The organism is Nostoc sp. C057 (assembly GCF_013393925.1).
In the GTDB taxonomy this organism is placed as follows: domain Bacteria; phylum Cyanobacteriota; class Cyanobacteriia; order Cyanobacteriales; family Nostocaceae; genus Nostoc; species Nostoc muscorum_A.
This window is the reverse complement of sequence record NZ_CP040281.1, coordinates 7,093,764-7,108,253: the sequence shown is the minus strand read 5'-3', so window position 1 is coordinate 7,108,253 and position 14,490 is coordinate 7,093,764. Positions and strand designations below refer to the sequence as shown.

Annotated in this window: 9 protein-coding genes; 3 read left to right on the top strand and 6 right to left on the bottom strand. The window is 42.5% G+C overall.

Annotated features, from left to right (window positions below):
* Nucleotides 1-82: 82 nt before the first annotated feature.
* Complete coding sequence (glsA, locus tag FD724_RS30115; protein ID WP_179075144.1) at nucleotides 83-2,521, bottom strand: glutaminase A; 2,439 nt, start codon at nucleotides 2,519-2,521, stop codon at nucleotides 83-85.
* A 344-nt stretch (nucleotides 2,522-2,865) separates the two neighbouring features.
* On the opposite strand from glsA, the gene FD724_RS30110 reads away from it, so the two are divergent.
* Entirely contained in the window at nucleotides 2,866-3,726 is an 861-nt protein-coding gene (locus tag FD724_RS30110) for a Tab2/Atab2 family RNA-binding protein (protein WP_179075143.1), read from the top strand.
* A 121-nt stretch (nucleotides 3,727-3,847) separates the two neighbouring features.
* On the opposite strand, the gene FD724_RS30105 is transcribed toward FD724_RS30110, so the two are convergent.
* Nucleotides 3,848-4,015, bottom strand: a complete 168-nt coding sequence (locus FD724_RS30105) for a hypothetical protein (RefSeq protein ID WP_159402452.1) — start codon at nucleotides 4,013-4,015, stop codon at nucleotides 3,848-3,850.
* On the opposite strand from FD724_RS30105, the gene FD724_RS30100 reads away from it, so the two are divergent.
* Together FD724_RS30100 and FD724_RS30095 are read left to right on the top strand one after the other, a co-directional pair.
* Nucleotides 4,014-5,327, top strand: coding sequence for a TldD/PmbA family protein (locus tag FD724_RS30100; protein WP_179075142.1), 1,314 nt, complete (start codon nucleotides 4,014-4,016; stop codon nucleotides 5,325-5,327). The genes FD724_RS30105 and FD724_RS30100 overlap by 2 nt on opposite strands.
* Before the next feature lie 196 nt (nucleotides 5,328-5,523).
* A complete protein-coding gene (locus tag FD724_RS30095) occupies nucleotides 5,524-8,148 on the top strand; it encodes a chloride channel protein (RefSeq protein ID WP_179075141.1) in 2,625 nt (874 codons plus the stop codon).
* 265 nt (nucleotides 8,149-8,413) lie between these two features.
* On the opposite strand, the gene FD724_RS30090 is transcribed toward FD724_RS30095, so the two are convergent.
* The 4 genes from FD724_RS30090 to FD724_RS30075 all read right to left on the bottom strand — a co-directional run bounded on the left by FD724_RS30090 (nucleotide 8,414) and on the right by FD724_RS30075 (nucleotide 14,381).
* A complete protein-coding gene (locus tag FD724_RS30090; protein ID WP_179075140.1) occupies nucleotides 8,414-9,574 on the bottom strand; it encodes a glycosyltransferase family 4 protein in 1,161 nt (386 codons plus the stop codon).
* A 19-nt stretch (nucleotides 9,575-9,593) separates the two neighbouring features.
* Nucleotides 9,594-10,805 (bottom strand): O-antigen ligase, encoded by a 1,212-nt coding sequence (locus FD724_RS30085; protein WP_179075139.1) that lies wholly within the window; start codon nucleotides 10,803-10,805, stop codon nucleotides 9,594-9,596.
* A 770-nt stretch (nucleotides 10,806-11,575) separates the two neighbouring features.
* The gene (locus tag FD724_RS30080) at nucleotides 11,576-11,875 is read right to left on the bottom strand and encodes a WGxxGxxG family protein (protein WP_179075138.1); all 300 of its coding nucleotides are present in this window, start codon (nucleotides 11,873-11,875) and stop codon (nucleotides 11,576-11,578) included.
* 442 nt (nucleotides 11,876-12,317) lie between these two features.
* Nucleotides 12,318-14,381 carry a serine/threonine-protein kinase gene (locus FD724_RS30075; protein WP_179075137.1) on the bottom strand — a complete coding sequence of 688 codons (2,064 nt, stop codon included), beginning with the start codon at nucleotides 14,379-14,381 and terminating at the stop codon, nucleotides 12,318-12,320.
* Nucleotides 14,382-14,490 lie beyond the last annotated feature (109 nt).

Here is a 14,490-nt window from a genome sequence, read left to right as displayed (position 1 = left end):
CACCCCGAAATTTTTTGCTCTTCAGATTCGGCAACCGTTAGCAGTCACTGCTAACGGTTAAGCAATAAGTGTTTTTGGCTGATTACACCCCATCACGAGCTTGTTGATCGCCTTCAAGCATCACGCTCATGAGTATTGTGTAAACTGATTTCCATGCTGCTTCGACTTTATCTGTCCAGCGTTGCGGCCCTAGCGTCTGCTCCAGCGCCCAAAGTAAGCTTGCTCCCACCGTCGAGTAGTGTTCGGGGAGGATGCTGTAGGAGACGTGCCGCCGTCCCAGTTCGCGCACCGTGTCGGTAATCTCGTCAAGAACATCAAGTTTAGACACTGCAACATCAAGCATGTGCGTCAGCAGCGCGGACTGCTGCTCCATATCAGTGCGAATGAACAGTACTGCCGCCGATTCATCCGTCCACAGCAGGCGTGCATACATTTGCTTGGCTACCTGTTCCCGGTGGCGGCTAGCAAATTCCCATGAGTCGCGGACATAGAAAACCATCTCTTCCCGCGACAAATGCAATTTGTCAGTGTTAGTTTTGTTTACCATCTCGTCCGTACCGCTCACTTCAGGTTCTACCGGAGTCGAGAGATCAACACCGCGTGCAGCGAGAACTTCTTCAAGATTCATTTTGTCCCACCGAGCAACAAGAAACTCCGTTGTTTCCTCAGACAAATCAAAGCTGTGAGCGAGGCGTTGCAGCAGTCGCGCCTGCTCACTCACCTTTGCACCTGTGCGCGACAGCAGCAGCAACGCGCCCTCAAACAGCAGTTCACCAGCTCTCGTATCTAAGCGATCGCGTGCTTTGGCTATCTCCTCGCACAACTCATCAATCGCAGTCACAGAATTGGAAAATACGGCAGAGGCGGTCAGTTCGTCTCGTGTGAGGAAACCGCACATACACCCAGCGTAGATTGTTTGCACCCGACGAACACCTGCCTCATCTAAGCCGCCGCAGGTCAATGCTACCGCAGCCAGCGATCGCACAAACAGGGCGTGCAGCTTTTGCATCTCGATATCCCCCAGATCGGCAGCCCAACGGATCAACCGGCTATTATTTTGGGGCGAACCAACGCGGGTTGGATCTTTCTTGAAGCCGTTGAATCCGCCACTGATATTATCAAAGGTATGAAAGGTAAAGTTAGCTACAAGTTTACGGAAGAACTCCACGCCGCGCACCGAATTGCCAAAGGCATCCAGTCGGGGTGAAAACGTAGCGAAGCCGCCGAAATTGGGTATCACGACCATCACCACGCCGCTCACGCCACTCTTAGCAGGGATGCCGATGTGGTAAAAGAATTCGCCCGCGTTGTTATACATACCACTGCTAGCCATGAGCGACAGTACAGACTTAACAACCTCAGCACTGAAAACGCGCTCTCCTGTGATTGGGCAAACACCGCCGTTAGCTAGCGTTGAGGCTGCGACTGCCATTGAATCGCAGGTTAACTCTAACGAACACAATCCGAAGTAGATATCGAGCGTGTTTTCCAGTGGTGCGGGCAGCCCTTTACGCCCACGCATCAGGTAGGCTAAAGCAAAATTGTTATCGGCAGTTGCTTTTTCCGAAAGCATCGTCTCTTCAGATAACCGCACTAAGGAGCCGCACATCCGCTCCCAAATGCTAGCGACATAATCAATGATTTCCCTGGGTAAGACACCTTCAAATGCTGAAGCGAGTACCGAGCAGCTCATGATTGCGCCAGCGTTGACCATCGGATTGTAAGGTCGCTGATCTGGCAGTAGTTCGGGGTGGTTAAAGGGTCGTCCGCTTGGCTCCATGCCAATCCATTCATGAGTGCGGACAGAACCAATTTCCCTCAGTGCTAAACCGTAGGTGATTGGTTTAGAGGTACTTTGAATAGAAAAAAAATCATTGACGTGACCGCGTGCATATCGCTGTCCGTCTACCGAGCAAAAGGCAACTCCCCACCGCTCTGGATCAGCGTCACGCAGCACGGGAATGTAATCGGCATTAGCACCGGAGTGATTTGGCTCAACTAGCTCATAGAGGCTATCCAAGTCTCTACGGAATTCATCAAAATCGGGTACGGCTAGATCGCGACGGAGAATGCGGCTGATCAGAAAAACATTCGATGCTACTAGTGCGAGAAAGCGAGACGGAGAGAGCCGTTCGTCAAGGTCGCCATTAACCAATCGGGTGCCGAGGTCGCCAAGACGTGGGTCATCGGGGCGAATTCCGACAGCTTCTATGGCTTGGCGAATTTGGTGGGGGGTGACAAATAGTGAGTCTGGCTGTCCGCCAACTGTATCAAATATCTCTTTGAGAATTGGGTCAACCCCCACCGCGCGACTGGTGATGCGATCGGCAATGCGTTCGAAACGCTCAAAGGAGAGTGGGTCACTGGGTGTCTTACAGTCGAAGTCTGTAAACGTGCAGGGAAGGTCAAGCACGGCACGAACAATACGACCCGCAGCTTCCCCGCTCAAAAAGCCGTCTCGTCCGTAAAGCTCATATCCACCTTGCCACTGCTTGCAAAGAATTTTCTCAGCATTTGTCATCTGCGATACTCGGTTAAGAAATTTGGAGTTTCAGGGATAAAATTACCACTTTTAACTAACTATTTCGCCCTAAGCCTCACTGAATTCGGTAATCAGAATTAGTGTAGGGCCATTTTTTTAAACTAACTTTATTGCCTGACATCGCTCCACCCTCAATTAAGGGCTTAATTTCTAAGGCAAACTTAGCAATGTGTTCCAGCCTAGTATGGGCTGATAGTTATTTATTCCTTTAGCTTGTCTTGCGATTCATCTCCTTCTTGTCTTCACCATTTCTCCATGCTGCCCCAAGACTCGTATGATCAACATATCAGGAAAACATAACAGCCAGATTTTTACCGCAAAACATGGGCAGTATTTGGGAAATCGATTTTTACTCCCGTCCGATTTTGGACGATAATCAGAAAAAAATTTGGGAAGTCTTAGTCTGCGAAAGCCCCTTGGATATTGACACAAAACCAGATTCTTTGTTTCGCTATGCTCAATATTGTCCCAGTACCCAGGTAAACTCGGGCTGGTTGCGGACAGCATTGCAAGAGGCTATTAACCAAGCTGGAAAAGCACCAATTAAAATCCGCTTTTTCCGCCGCCAAATGAACAACATGATTACAAAAGCCTGTCAAGATATAAGCATTCCCGCCCAGCCTAGCCGCCGCACTCTGGTTCTTAACCAATGGCTAGAAGAGCGGATGAAGGAAGTGTATCCTCAAGAACCGGGGTATCAAGGGGGGACTAATCCCTCAGTCCGCTTGGAGAAACCTTTGCCGCAACGTTTACCAGATGCTTTGGAAGGGCAACAGTGGGTATTTGTTACCTTGGATGCTGCGGATTTGGCTGAAATGCCAGAGTGGGAAATTGGCTTTGGTGAAGCTTTCCCTTTAGAATTGGCAAAAGTTTCACCCGAAGCCCGTATTCCTGGTATTTTGGTTTTCTCACCGAGAGCCTTACCCTTGGCTGGCTGGATGTCTGGTTTGGAGTTAGCTTTCTTAAGATTTGACACCAGTGAAGAGCCGAGATTGCTTTTAGAAACGGGTGTTAATGAAAGCTGGATTGTGGCAAATATCAAAAAACCTCAAGTCTTGGCAGAGGCTAAAGGTTTTGAAGAAGCCAAGCAAAAAGCTAACGGAGTGCATTTTATTGGTATACAGTCTGATCCCAAAGCAGAATCTTTTGCTGGTTTTTGGCTTTTGCAAGAGGTTAATCTTTGAAGATGGGGATTGGGAATGGGTGATTGGGAATTGGAAATTGGGGACTAATGACAAATGACAAATGACAAATGACTAGATCCGTTGAGACATGACAATGATTTGGGATAATTAACTGCGTCCATCAGTTTTGATCTGCGGTTCCAAATCGTAACTGTAAGGAAACGCTGATGATTTTTGGATAGTTATCTGCGTCCATTGGCAGAAAGCCCGATCGTTGGTTTTTAGCGATCGCACTTTCTCCAAGGTGCGTTGATATGCGGTTCAAAATCCACAATTCACTAAGGGTCATGGGTTCTGAAAATTTGTCACAAGATACACTAGCCGAACAGTTGCTGGAACTAGCTATAAAATCTGGAGCAGAAGCTGCTGAGGTGTATCAGTCGCGATCGCTTTCTCGTCCAGTGTTTTTTGAGGCAAACCGACTCAAACAGCTAGAAACCAACCAATCTGAAGGTACAGCACTACGGCTTTGGCGAAACGGTCGTCCGGGGCTGACGGTGGCTTACGGTTCTGTCTTAGCCGAAGTGATGGTGGAAAAAGCTCTGGCATTAAGCCATCTGAATGAACCGGAAACTGTAGAATTAGGCTCTAACTTTCAGCCCTCCTACCCAGATTTAGGAGAAAGTGTACCGATAGAGATTTTGGTAGACTGGGGCAAAGAAGCGATCGCACTCATCCGCGATGTCTATCCCGATGTTGTGTGCAATGGTGACTGGGAATGTGATATTGAAACTACCAGAATAGTCAACACTAAAGGTTTAGATTGTTACTACACTGATACTACCCTCAACTGCTATGTATCAGCAGAATGGGTACGTGGCGATGATTTTTTAAGTGTTGCTGATGGTCAAACCAAGCGGGGAGAACTTCACCCTGAGAGATTAGCTAACCAAATTTTACAACGGTTAATTTGGGCCAGAGAAAATGTCTCGCCCCCTACTGGTCGTGTCCCAATTTTGTTCACTTCTAAAGCTGCTGATATGCTTTGGGGTACTGTGCAAGCCGCTTTGAATGGTAAGCAAGTCTTAGAAGTATCTTCACCTTGGGCAGAACGTTTAGGGAACCCAGTTGTTGCCCCCAGTCTCACTCTCTACCAAGATCCAGAAGCTGGCCCTTACAGTTGCCCTTTTGATGATGAAGGTACTCCGACTCAATCTTTAGTATTTATCCAAAATGGGATTTTACAGCATTTCTATGGCGATCGCACCACCGGCCGCCAACTGGGTACTGACACTACTGGAAATGGTTTTCGCCCTGGTTTAGGCAGCTATCCCACCCCTGGTTTATTTAATTTTCTCATCCAGCCAGGTTCGGCATCACTACCAGATTTGATTCAACAACTAGATGATGGCTTGATTGTGGATCAAATGCTGGGTGATGGTGGCAGTATTTCTGGAGATTTTTCGATCAATGTCGATTTAGGCTACCGCGTCCAAAATGGTCAAGTAATTGGGCGCGTTAAGGATACTATGGTTGCAGGTAATGTTTACACAGCCCTGAGGCAATTGGTTGCACTGGGCAATGATGGTGACTGGAATGGTTCTTGTTATACTCCATCTCTGATAGTAGAAGGGCTATCCACCACGGGGAGAAGCAATTAAATAATTCGTAATTCGTAATTGGGGAGAGTGCTTTTGTATAGCGATCCTAAATTATTTGTGAATAACAATATCCCCGACTTCTTAAAGAAGTCGGAGATATGAGCCTTGAGATAAACTTTTAAACCATCCTCTAAGATTCCACTAAACAGCTTTTTAGGAAAGATTTGTAATCCAAGATTTAAAATCCAAAATTGGTATGAATCAGCGTTTTCGCACCTGGTGGCAGCCTAGAAGAGGTTTAGCGATCGCCGAAGCTTGTGTTATCGGTTTGGTTGCTGCCCTATCTGCGGTGTTCCTAAAAGTAGGATCGGGATGGCTGGGGACATGGCGAGTGCATACAACCCACCTTTTTCCGGCATGGCTGGTATTACCTGTAATTGGTCTTGTCCTGGGATTTCTCGCTGGATGGATGGTGGATAGATTGGCACCAGAGGCTGCTGGTAGCGGTATTCCGCAAGTCAAAGCAAGTCTAGCCAATGTGCCTGTGAATTTATCCTGGCGGGTAGCAGGTGTAAAGTTACTCAGTGCTATCATCGCCATCGGTTCGGGCATGACTCTCGGACGGCAAGGCCCTACTGTCCAAGTAGGGGCAGGTTTGGCAGCAGGGATGAGTCGTTGGGTTCCCACTTCGCCCGATCATCGACGGCAAATGATTGCAGCCGGTGCGGGTGCGGGTTTGGCTGCTGCTTTCAATGCTCCGATCGCAGGTGTATTATTTATCGTTGAAGAGTTACTCCAAGATTTATCAGGATTAACTCTGGGAACTGCCATTATCGCCTCCTTTATTGGTGGAGTTATATCCCGACTCTTAGGTGGTGGCTCTTTTGACCTTAACCTGCAATTAACGCAATCTTCCAGCCAATTTTCTATCCCAGAAATACCCTTTTTCGTACTGTTAGGGATCTTGGCAGGGTTGTTGGGTGCATTCTTTCATAGTGGCTTAATATTTAGTATTAAATTTTATAGAAGATTACACATCAGCTTACCCCTGCGGGTAGCTTTAGCTGGATTTATCTCTGGTGTTGTCGTGGCTATGCTCCCTGCATCCTTCCGTGATAATACAGGATTACGGGAGTCCTTCATTACTGGAGATTCACAACCTACAGTAGCAGCGATCGCCTTTACCGCCCAATTCATCCTCACACTCATAGCATTTGGTTCGGGAGCGCCGGGGGGATTATTCGCTCCCAGTTTGATTTTGGGTTCTTGTTTAGGACATATCATCGGTGTAGCTGAGTTATATATCACTGGAGTTGGTTCTCCAACTACTTACGCCCTAGCGGGGATGGGGGGATTTTTTAGCGCCGTTTCCAAAGTGCCAATCACAGCAATTGTGATTGTGTTTGAAATGACTACAGATTTCAATCTGGTACTACCTTTAATGATTGTTTCTGTAGCAGCTTATCTGGTTGCGGATAAGGTAGTACCTGGTTCGCTTTATGAGAAACTTTTGGAGTTAAAAGGTATTACTCTCACCAAACAACTTCCAATGGAGGGAGCATTAACTAAGTTAACTGCAAAAGATGTGATGCAAGAACGAGTGGAAACTCTGGATGCAGAGATGAGCTTAGAAGAAGCCATGCAGTCCTTTGCTCGTTCCCATCATCGCGGTTTTCCTGTGGTAGAAGATAGCAAGTTAGTAGGGATTGTGACGCAATCAGATTTGCTGAAAATTCGTGAGAGTGCAAAGCACACGCTCCGCGATCGCAATTTAGCCGATATTTTCTTAAAAGAAATTATGACACCTGTCCCGATGACGGTAACACCGACTCACACTCTGGCCAATGTGTTGTATTTACTCGATCGCTATCAAATCAGTCGCTTACCAGTGGTGAATGGACGGAAACTGATCGGGATTATTACCCGTGCAGATATTATTCGGGCGGAAGTAGATCATCTCAATTGTGGAAATGGAACTCCTAAGCTGCAACCAGAACCTTCATACATAGTTTACCAAACGCGATCGCCTAGCACCGGTAGCGGTAGATTATTAGTACCAGTAGCTAATCCCGAAACCGCAGGTATTTTATTACAAATGGCAGCAGCTATTGCCCGCGATCGCCATTATGAAATAGATTGCGTGCAAGTTATGCTCATACCCCGCCACAGTTCCCCATCAGAAACACAGGTAAGAACGGCAAAAAGTCGCCGCTTGCTAAGACAGGCAGAAGTTTTAGCAAAAAAGTGGAAAATCCCCTTGCACACGCAGATTCGAGTTACCCACGATGTCGCCCAAGCAATTTTAGAAACAATCAACGAACAACACATCGACCTAATTCTAATGGGATGGAAAGGTAACACATCTACCCCTGGTCGGATTTTTGGCAGCGTTGTCGACAACATAATTCGCCAAGCCACCTGCGAAGTCGTGTTAGTAAAATTAGGCACAACTGGGCACTCCCTAATTTCCAGCCCCCAGTTCAATCGCTGGTTAGTACCAATGGCTGGTGGCCCCAATTCTCCGCTAGCAATTAAGTTATTACCTGCTTTAATTACATTGGGGAATGAACCGCAAATTCACTTGACACAGGTGTTTAAGGCATTTGAATTCAAGCCGGATATGTCAATTTCAGAACAAGCTATTCGCCATTTGATGCGACGGCAAAAATTATCTAGTACTGTAGTTGCGCTCCCAGTGCAAGCTGATTCAGTAGCGGAAGGTGTGATTAACCTAGTGAAAACCGAAGGTTACGATGTTGTAGTTTTGGGAGCATCACGCGAGGGATTATTGCAGCAGGCAATTCAAGGTAATATTCCCGAAGCGATCGCCTCTGGTGTAGAAAGTACAGTGATTTTGGTCAGGGGTGCAATTCACAAGTGAACTACTTAGGCTTACCTGCGGTTGACATAAATATTACGATAGAATTACTGTTTTTACCTATAATAAAGAACACCAATAATCAAAGTAAAAATTATTGGAATTAAGATTGGAATAGCAACTATCAGTCCCCATTTTCCAAACTTAATTTCTTCACCCTCAGATTTTAGAAACGCAATCCAACCTACAACTCCCATCAAAACCCAAATAAACCCAAAGGAAAGAAATATAATAAATACTGAGTCTTCCATTTTTATTTAAATTATAACTAATGACCATTAACTAACTTTACTAAGTTTGCACGAAACTGATTAAAATCAAAAGCGTCAATAGTTTTTTGTTGCAAGTATTTTGGTTGGTAAATTACTGGATTAGAACAATCGCCTTGTAGGATTTTTATTAAATTATAGGCTATTTCTTCAACGTTATCAGGATCAACCAAACATCCCAACTTCCCTTCAGCCAAGGGATCTATAGAACCATCTTGATTACCTGCCAATACAGGTTTACCACAAGCTAAAGCTTCTAGATAAACAATTCCAAATCCCTCTCCTTTACTAGGCAAAGCAAAAACATCGCAGAGATTGTAATGAGCGCACAATTCTTCATCTGGGACAAATCCCGCAATAGTCACACAATCTTGGAGATTTAACTTAGCAACTAAAGCTTTTATTCTAGGTATATCATCTCCCTTACCTGCGAGAATGAAATGAACATCAGGAACACACAACCGTACTTTAACTAAAGCATGAAGCATTTGGTCATAACCCTTGTATTTTGCCATACGTCCCATGCGCGTTACTGTTAGAATTACAGGCTGTTCATTTGTTAAGTTATATCGCTTGAGTAAGTAACTAGGTTTAGGATTTATTTTAAATTGATTAGCATCAAACGTATTAGGTAAAACAAATAGTTTCTCTGAATCAATATTTTTGCCTTCAAGCAAACGCTGGCGGGTATAATTACTAACACTAATAATTTTATCTGCTTTTTGTAATGCTAGTTTTATAAAATTGTTTTCTATTTCCCAAACTTCTAAGCCATGAGCAACTACCCAATAAGGAATCCCAGTTAGAAGTTTTAAAATATAACAAGCAGTAGCGTAGTTAACGTGAGTTGATATAACTACAGTCGGGCGTTGGAAAATAGCCAAGATAATTATTTTAGCAGCAAATAAAATTGTTTGCAATAATTTTGGCAAGTTTCCAAAATAATGAAATTTTGTTGAACTTAAAAATTGTAAGTTTTGCTGGGTTTTTAAATTCTGCTTATCATACTTGAGAAATACATCATAATCAGCTTCAGGATATACATCTTGTAACGCTTTGAGCAAAAACATTGAGTAAACTTGAATACCTCCCTTAAAATCAAATATATTCGGAAATATTAAGTAAAAATGACCTTTATTTATTGCAGATGTTTTGAACATAGTAAATAATCTCAGCTTATCATTGCATGACAACATCTTTCCGAGAATTGATAGCTACTGCCAGAAAATAAAACTCAATAGTTGTGAAAGTATAGTCTTCAACAAAAACATCTGGCAATTGAGATGCTAAAAACATAATAATCGGAATGATAATTACGGGATTAGCATATTTAACTTTATATGTTATTTGTACTAAAAAGTTTATAAATAGGAATAATCCAGTAACGCCTTGTTCTACTAACACATTTAAAAATATATTATGGGCGTGATAACCTTTCACTCCAAAAACTTTTACTCCTATATGTTCTGCAAAAACTCCTACACCTATACCAATTATCGGTCTTTTAATAGTTTCAATAATAGCTGCGTGCCAAAGCGCGAACCTTGATAAGGCTGTACCTACAGGGCTAGGAAGCACTATTTCGCTGGGATTGGTTGAAAATAAATTAATTAAGGGAAATATTTTACTATTTCCTAAACCAATTCTATATGTAGATACCGGTATGGATATAATACATAAAAGCCAGACGCTCAAGATCGCAATCATTTGTCTAATACTAATAATTTTATATATTAATAAAAGAAACATTCCGAGAATAAAAACTAACCAAGAATTTCTACTAGCAGACAGAGCTAGGGAAATAAAAAAAATAAATTCGCTTATATATAATTCCAGTTTAGCTATATTTTTCTGTTTTTCTAAAATCAGGCTTAAACATAATCCCACAGATATTATTACCCCAAACTGATTAGGATTTTGCATGATTGAACCAATTTGAGGATAATAACTTGGAAATTTTAATAATTTAAAAATCCAACTATCGGGAGATAAAGCTTCTAAAAAACCAAAGACCCCAATTATTTGTAAGAGATACAATATACAACGATAATAAAATATTAAAAATGGTTTTTGTGATTGTTTAAAAGTTAAAACTAAAAAAGCAAAAAATATTATGAAGTAAGTAGTATATTTTATACTATAAGCAATAGCGGTATTTGGAAATGGGCTAATCAATGAGGATACCCACATTCCACAATAAATTAAAGCCATAGATATCAAAATGATTCTATGCTTTTTTAAAACTTCGGGGATTGATTTTACAGATAAAGTAATTACACCAAGGCTAAATGCAGGAAGTAATAAATAATGAATACCAATATTGAGTCCAGGAAATTTAATTCGTCCTAAAAGTGAAGAGAATAGTATGAGCAGGAAAAATATATTAATCATAACTTTGTAGTTAGGGACAGTTGTTTGACAACAGAAAACCTAGATTAAACCCACAATCTGAGGTCTAAGCAGAGATTTTGATATTTTTTCCAGCTAAAATTATAAACACATAAAAAATATTATCATAATTACTGTCGTTGACAATATTATGTCTTAAAGCTATGAGTAAGCTGAGATTTCAGCCAACCAAAATGTGCTATTTACAGCAGTTTTCTTTTGCATGAGGTACAAAGTCACTGGTTTTGAGGCAGGAGGCAGGAGGCAGGAGGCAGAAGGCAGGAGGCAGGAGGGAGAAGAATAATTTGATTTTTGAATCCTTGCTTCTGTACCTCATTTAGTTGCAAAGTGCTGTATATAAAACAGGAGTCAAAATTCAGAATGGGCTTCGCCCCGCTACGCTAAAAAAATGCAGAATACTCTACCCATAAAGGGATAGAGTTTAAAAGCAAGAATATTTTAGTTTTTTTCGCTTGACTACGGGCGAAAGCGCGTAGCGGGACGAAGTACGGTTTTAACCAATATTCAGACGCTCTCTACGAGACGCTAAAAGCGTAGTTTGCTTCCCCGTAGGGGTACGCAGGCTATGCTTGCCGCCGAAGCTATCATCTACTCGTACAGAATTCAATTCTGTTAGCGGATAGCTAAGGTTTAGCCCATTCTGACTCCTGAGTTCTGAATTCTTCTTATAAACATATAAACAAAGCCTGCATCAGCAGGCTTTACCCGTAATAATTTTTAAGACTTATGCAAAATTAGAATGCAACTTATTATTAATAGTTAGAACGGGAGCCAGGGGTACCTACCACATTAGGATCACGATAAGCTACATTATCATCAGCTTTGCGGTTCTTGCGACCCAATAAACCAAATAAACCGAGCAAGCCCAACAAACCCCAATCCCCATCTCGATAATTTCGATCGGTAGCAGCACGGTCTGTAGTAGTATTTGTAGCAGTACCATCAGGAGCTGCTGTTGTCTGAGCAGAAGCAGGTATAACTGTGGGTAAAGTAGCCAAACTTAGAGCTAGAACAGTACTTCCTATAATTTTAGAGACATTAAAGCGTTTCACGATCACATTCCTCAATTGAATTTCTACAACTAATAGTTAAAGCATATTAATTTTTGACAACGCCAGCATCAATCTTTAGCTGCAAATATAAATCAGCTTAAAGTTGCATTTGCGATTTATTAAATAAGCATTTTGGTATAGGTTATATTACCGAGACTATTAAATTAGACAATAATAAAGTCAGCGATCGCATTAAAACTAGCTCGATTACAGAAGAAAAAATTACCTCTTCAGCTATGACAGATGTTGATATTAAAGGCAGAAAATACAGTAATTCTGGTCAGTGGTGGGCTTAATAAATAAATGGGTGATGATTTTATAGATTTTACTTGGCATTTTTGTGTGGGAATTTGATGTGGCAAATGTGCATACCCATAATTAATATTTATACTAAAACTTGTATTGCGTTATCTATCAATTGCTCTACAAATCATTGCATTTTTCAGTGAATCGGCTGCCAAATCTTGAGAATATTTTCACCACTCCCACCACCAGCAATAGTTTCTCCATCGGGGCTGATGGCGATCGCATAAATATATCCAGAACCTGTATCTAGAGTGCGAATTTCCTTACCTGTTAAAGGATTCCACAGTTTAATTGTCTTGTCACTACTACCACTGACAAGGGTAAGGCCATTTTGAGTTCCACTGGGCAAAAAGGCAACAGAATTAACCTTATCTTTATGTCCCTTTAAAGTGCGGATTTCTTTTCCTGTATTTAGATTCCACAATTTAATTGTTTTGTCTTTACTGCCACTAGCAAGGGTTTTGCCATCAGGTGCAAAAGCGACTGAAAGAATCGACTCTGCATTTCCTTTTAAAGTGCGGATTTCCTTTCCTGTATTGAGATTCCACAATTTAATTGTCTTATCCCAGCTACCACTAGCTAGGGTTTTGCCATCAGGACTAAAAGCCACAGATGGAACACCATCAGTATGTCCATCTAAAGTGCGGATTAACTTTCCTGTCTCCAGATTCCACAGTTTGATTTTTATATCCTTACTAGCAGTACCACTGGCGAGAGTTTTGCCATCAGGACTGAAAGCTACAGAAGTAACTCCGTCGGTATTTCCCTCTAGGGTGCGGACTAACTTTCCTGTCTCCACATTCCACAGTTTGATTGTCTTGTCTGCACTACCACTGGCAAGGGTTTTACTATCGGGACTAAAGGCCACAGTCCAAATCCAATTGGAATGTCCTTCTAAAGTGTGGATTTCCTCTCCACTGGCCAGATTCCATAGCTTGATTGTCTTATCATCACTGGCACTACCAAGAGTTGTGCCATCAGGACTAAAAGCTACAGAATTCACATCGCTGGAATGCCCTTTGAAGGCTTTGGGTAGAAAATCGCTTTTTGAGGGCAAAGAAATAGGCAAAGAAGTAGGCGGAGAATTAGACGGAGAATATTCGCTCATTGTATGGGGGCGAGTCTGGAAATACCAAACTCCCCCCAATCCGAATACCAAAATGCTAGAAATTAACAGCAGTTGACTTTTTAACGTGTTATTTAGTTTTGGTGAAACTGGCCTTTTGTTTGCTGGAGTAGATGCAAATGTTGGTGTAAGTAGAGTTACGGGCAGTGATGAAAATGATGATAGCCCAGGTGTCAAGTCAGCGATGACTTCATCAGCCGATTGGTAACGCTTTTGGATATCTAGTTGCAACAGCTTATCCAAAACTTCACCCAACTCTATAGACACAGAAACCCCATCCCTACCTGGACTGATTACATATTGTCGCCAAGACCCAACCCAACTATAGCCTTGTTGTATCCACAGTTGAGATGGGCGAACCCCAGTCAGTAGATGAAAACAAGTCGCCCCCAAACTGAATAAATCACTGGCTGGGTAAGCTTTGCCATCTTGCATCTGTTCAAGTGCAGTGTAACCGTGTGAGCCAATAACAGTACCCATTTTAGTCTGTACTGTTGCTGTCAGCTGCTTAGAGGCTCCAAAATCAATTAGCACTAATCGCCCGTCACTTTGACGACGAATAATATTTTGTGGTTTGATATCCCGATGAATCACTCCCCGAAGATGGATAAACTTCAGTACGGGCAGTAAATCTAGCAAAAGTTCGCGAATCTCTGTTTCATTATAGTTTCCGCGCCTTTCCCATTCCTTAAGCAAGTTTTGCCCATCGATAAATTGCTGTACTAAAAACAGATAGCCATTTTGCTCAAAATAAGCCAATAAAGTTGGAATTTGTGGATGTTCGGCGAGTTCTTGGAGCCGGCTTGCTTCTTGTTTAAATAGTTCAATTGCCTTTGTTAGTGGCCCAGTTCCCTGAAGTTTTGGGGCAAATTGCTTAACAACACAGCATTCATTCAGCTTGTGTACATCTTCTGCCAAATAGGTTCTACCAAATCCGCCCTCATCTGATAACACCTGAGTGGGACGATAGCGACCTCCCAGCAGGGGTATTAATTCTGCTCTACAACTATGGCAATAGTTGTTTTTATCAGGATTTAGGGGTTTTTGGCAATCGGGATTCACGCAACAGAGCATACTGGGAATCCATTTGAATGGGAGTATATATTCATCTTAAGTCATGCAGTATTATCTCTGTTCTTAGTTAATCTCACTAAGAACCTATACATATCCCCAATTTCCTTAC

Bases quoted from the DNA above. Each gene is read 5' to 3' on its own strand.
- FD724_RS30090 (WP_179075140.1), bottom strand. From the start codon at position 9,574: ATGTTCAAAACATCTGCAATAAATAAAGGTCATTTTTACTTAATATTT.
- FD724_RS30105 (WP_159402452.1), bottom strand. From the start codon at position 4,015: ATGACCCTTAGTGAATTGTGGATTTTGAACCGCATATCAACGCACCTT.
- FD724_RS30075 (WP_179075137.1), bottom strand. From the start codon at position 14,381: ATGCTCTGTTGCGTGAATCCCGATTGCCAAAAACCCCTAAATCCTGAT.
- FD724_RS30100 (WP_179075142.1), top strand. From the start codon at position 4,014: ATGGGTTCTGAAAATTTGTCACAAGATACACTAGCCGAACAGTTGCTG.
- FD724_RS30095 (WP_179075141.1), top strand. From the start codon at position 5,524: ATGAATCAGCGTTTTCGCACCTGGTGGCAGCCTAGAAGAGGTTTAGCG.
- FD724_RS30110 (WP_179075143.1), top strand. From the start codon at position 2,866: ATGGGCAGTATTTGGGAAATCGATTTTTACTCCCGTCCGATTTTGGAC.
- FD724_RS30085 (WP_179075139.1), bottom strand. From the start codon at position 10,805: ATGATTAATATATTTTTCCTGCTCATACTATTCTCTTCACTTTTAGGA.
- glsA (WP_179075144.1), bottom strand. From the start codon at position 2,521: ATGACAAATGCTGAGAAAATTCTTTGCAAGCAGTGGCAAGGTGGATAT.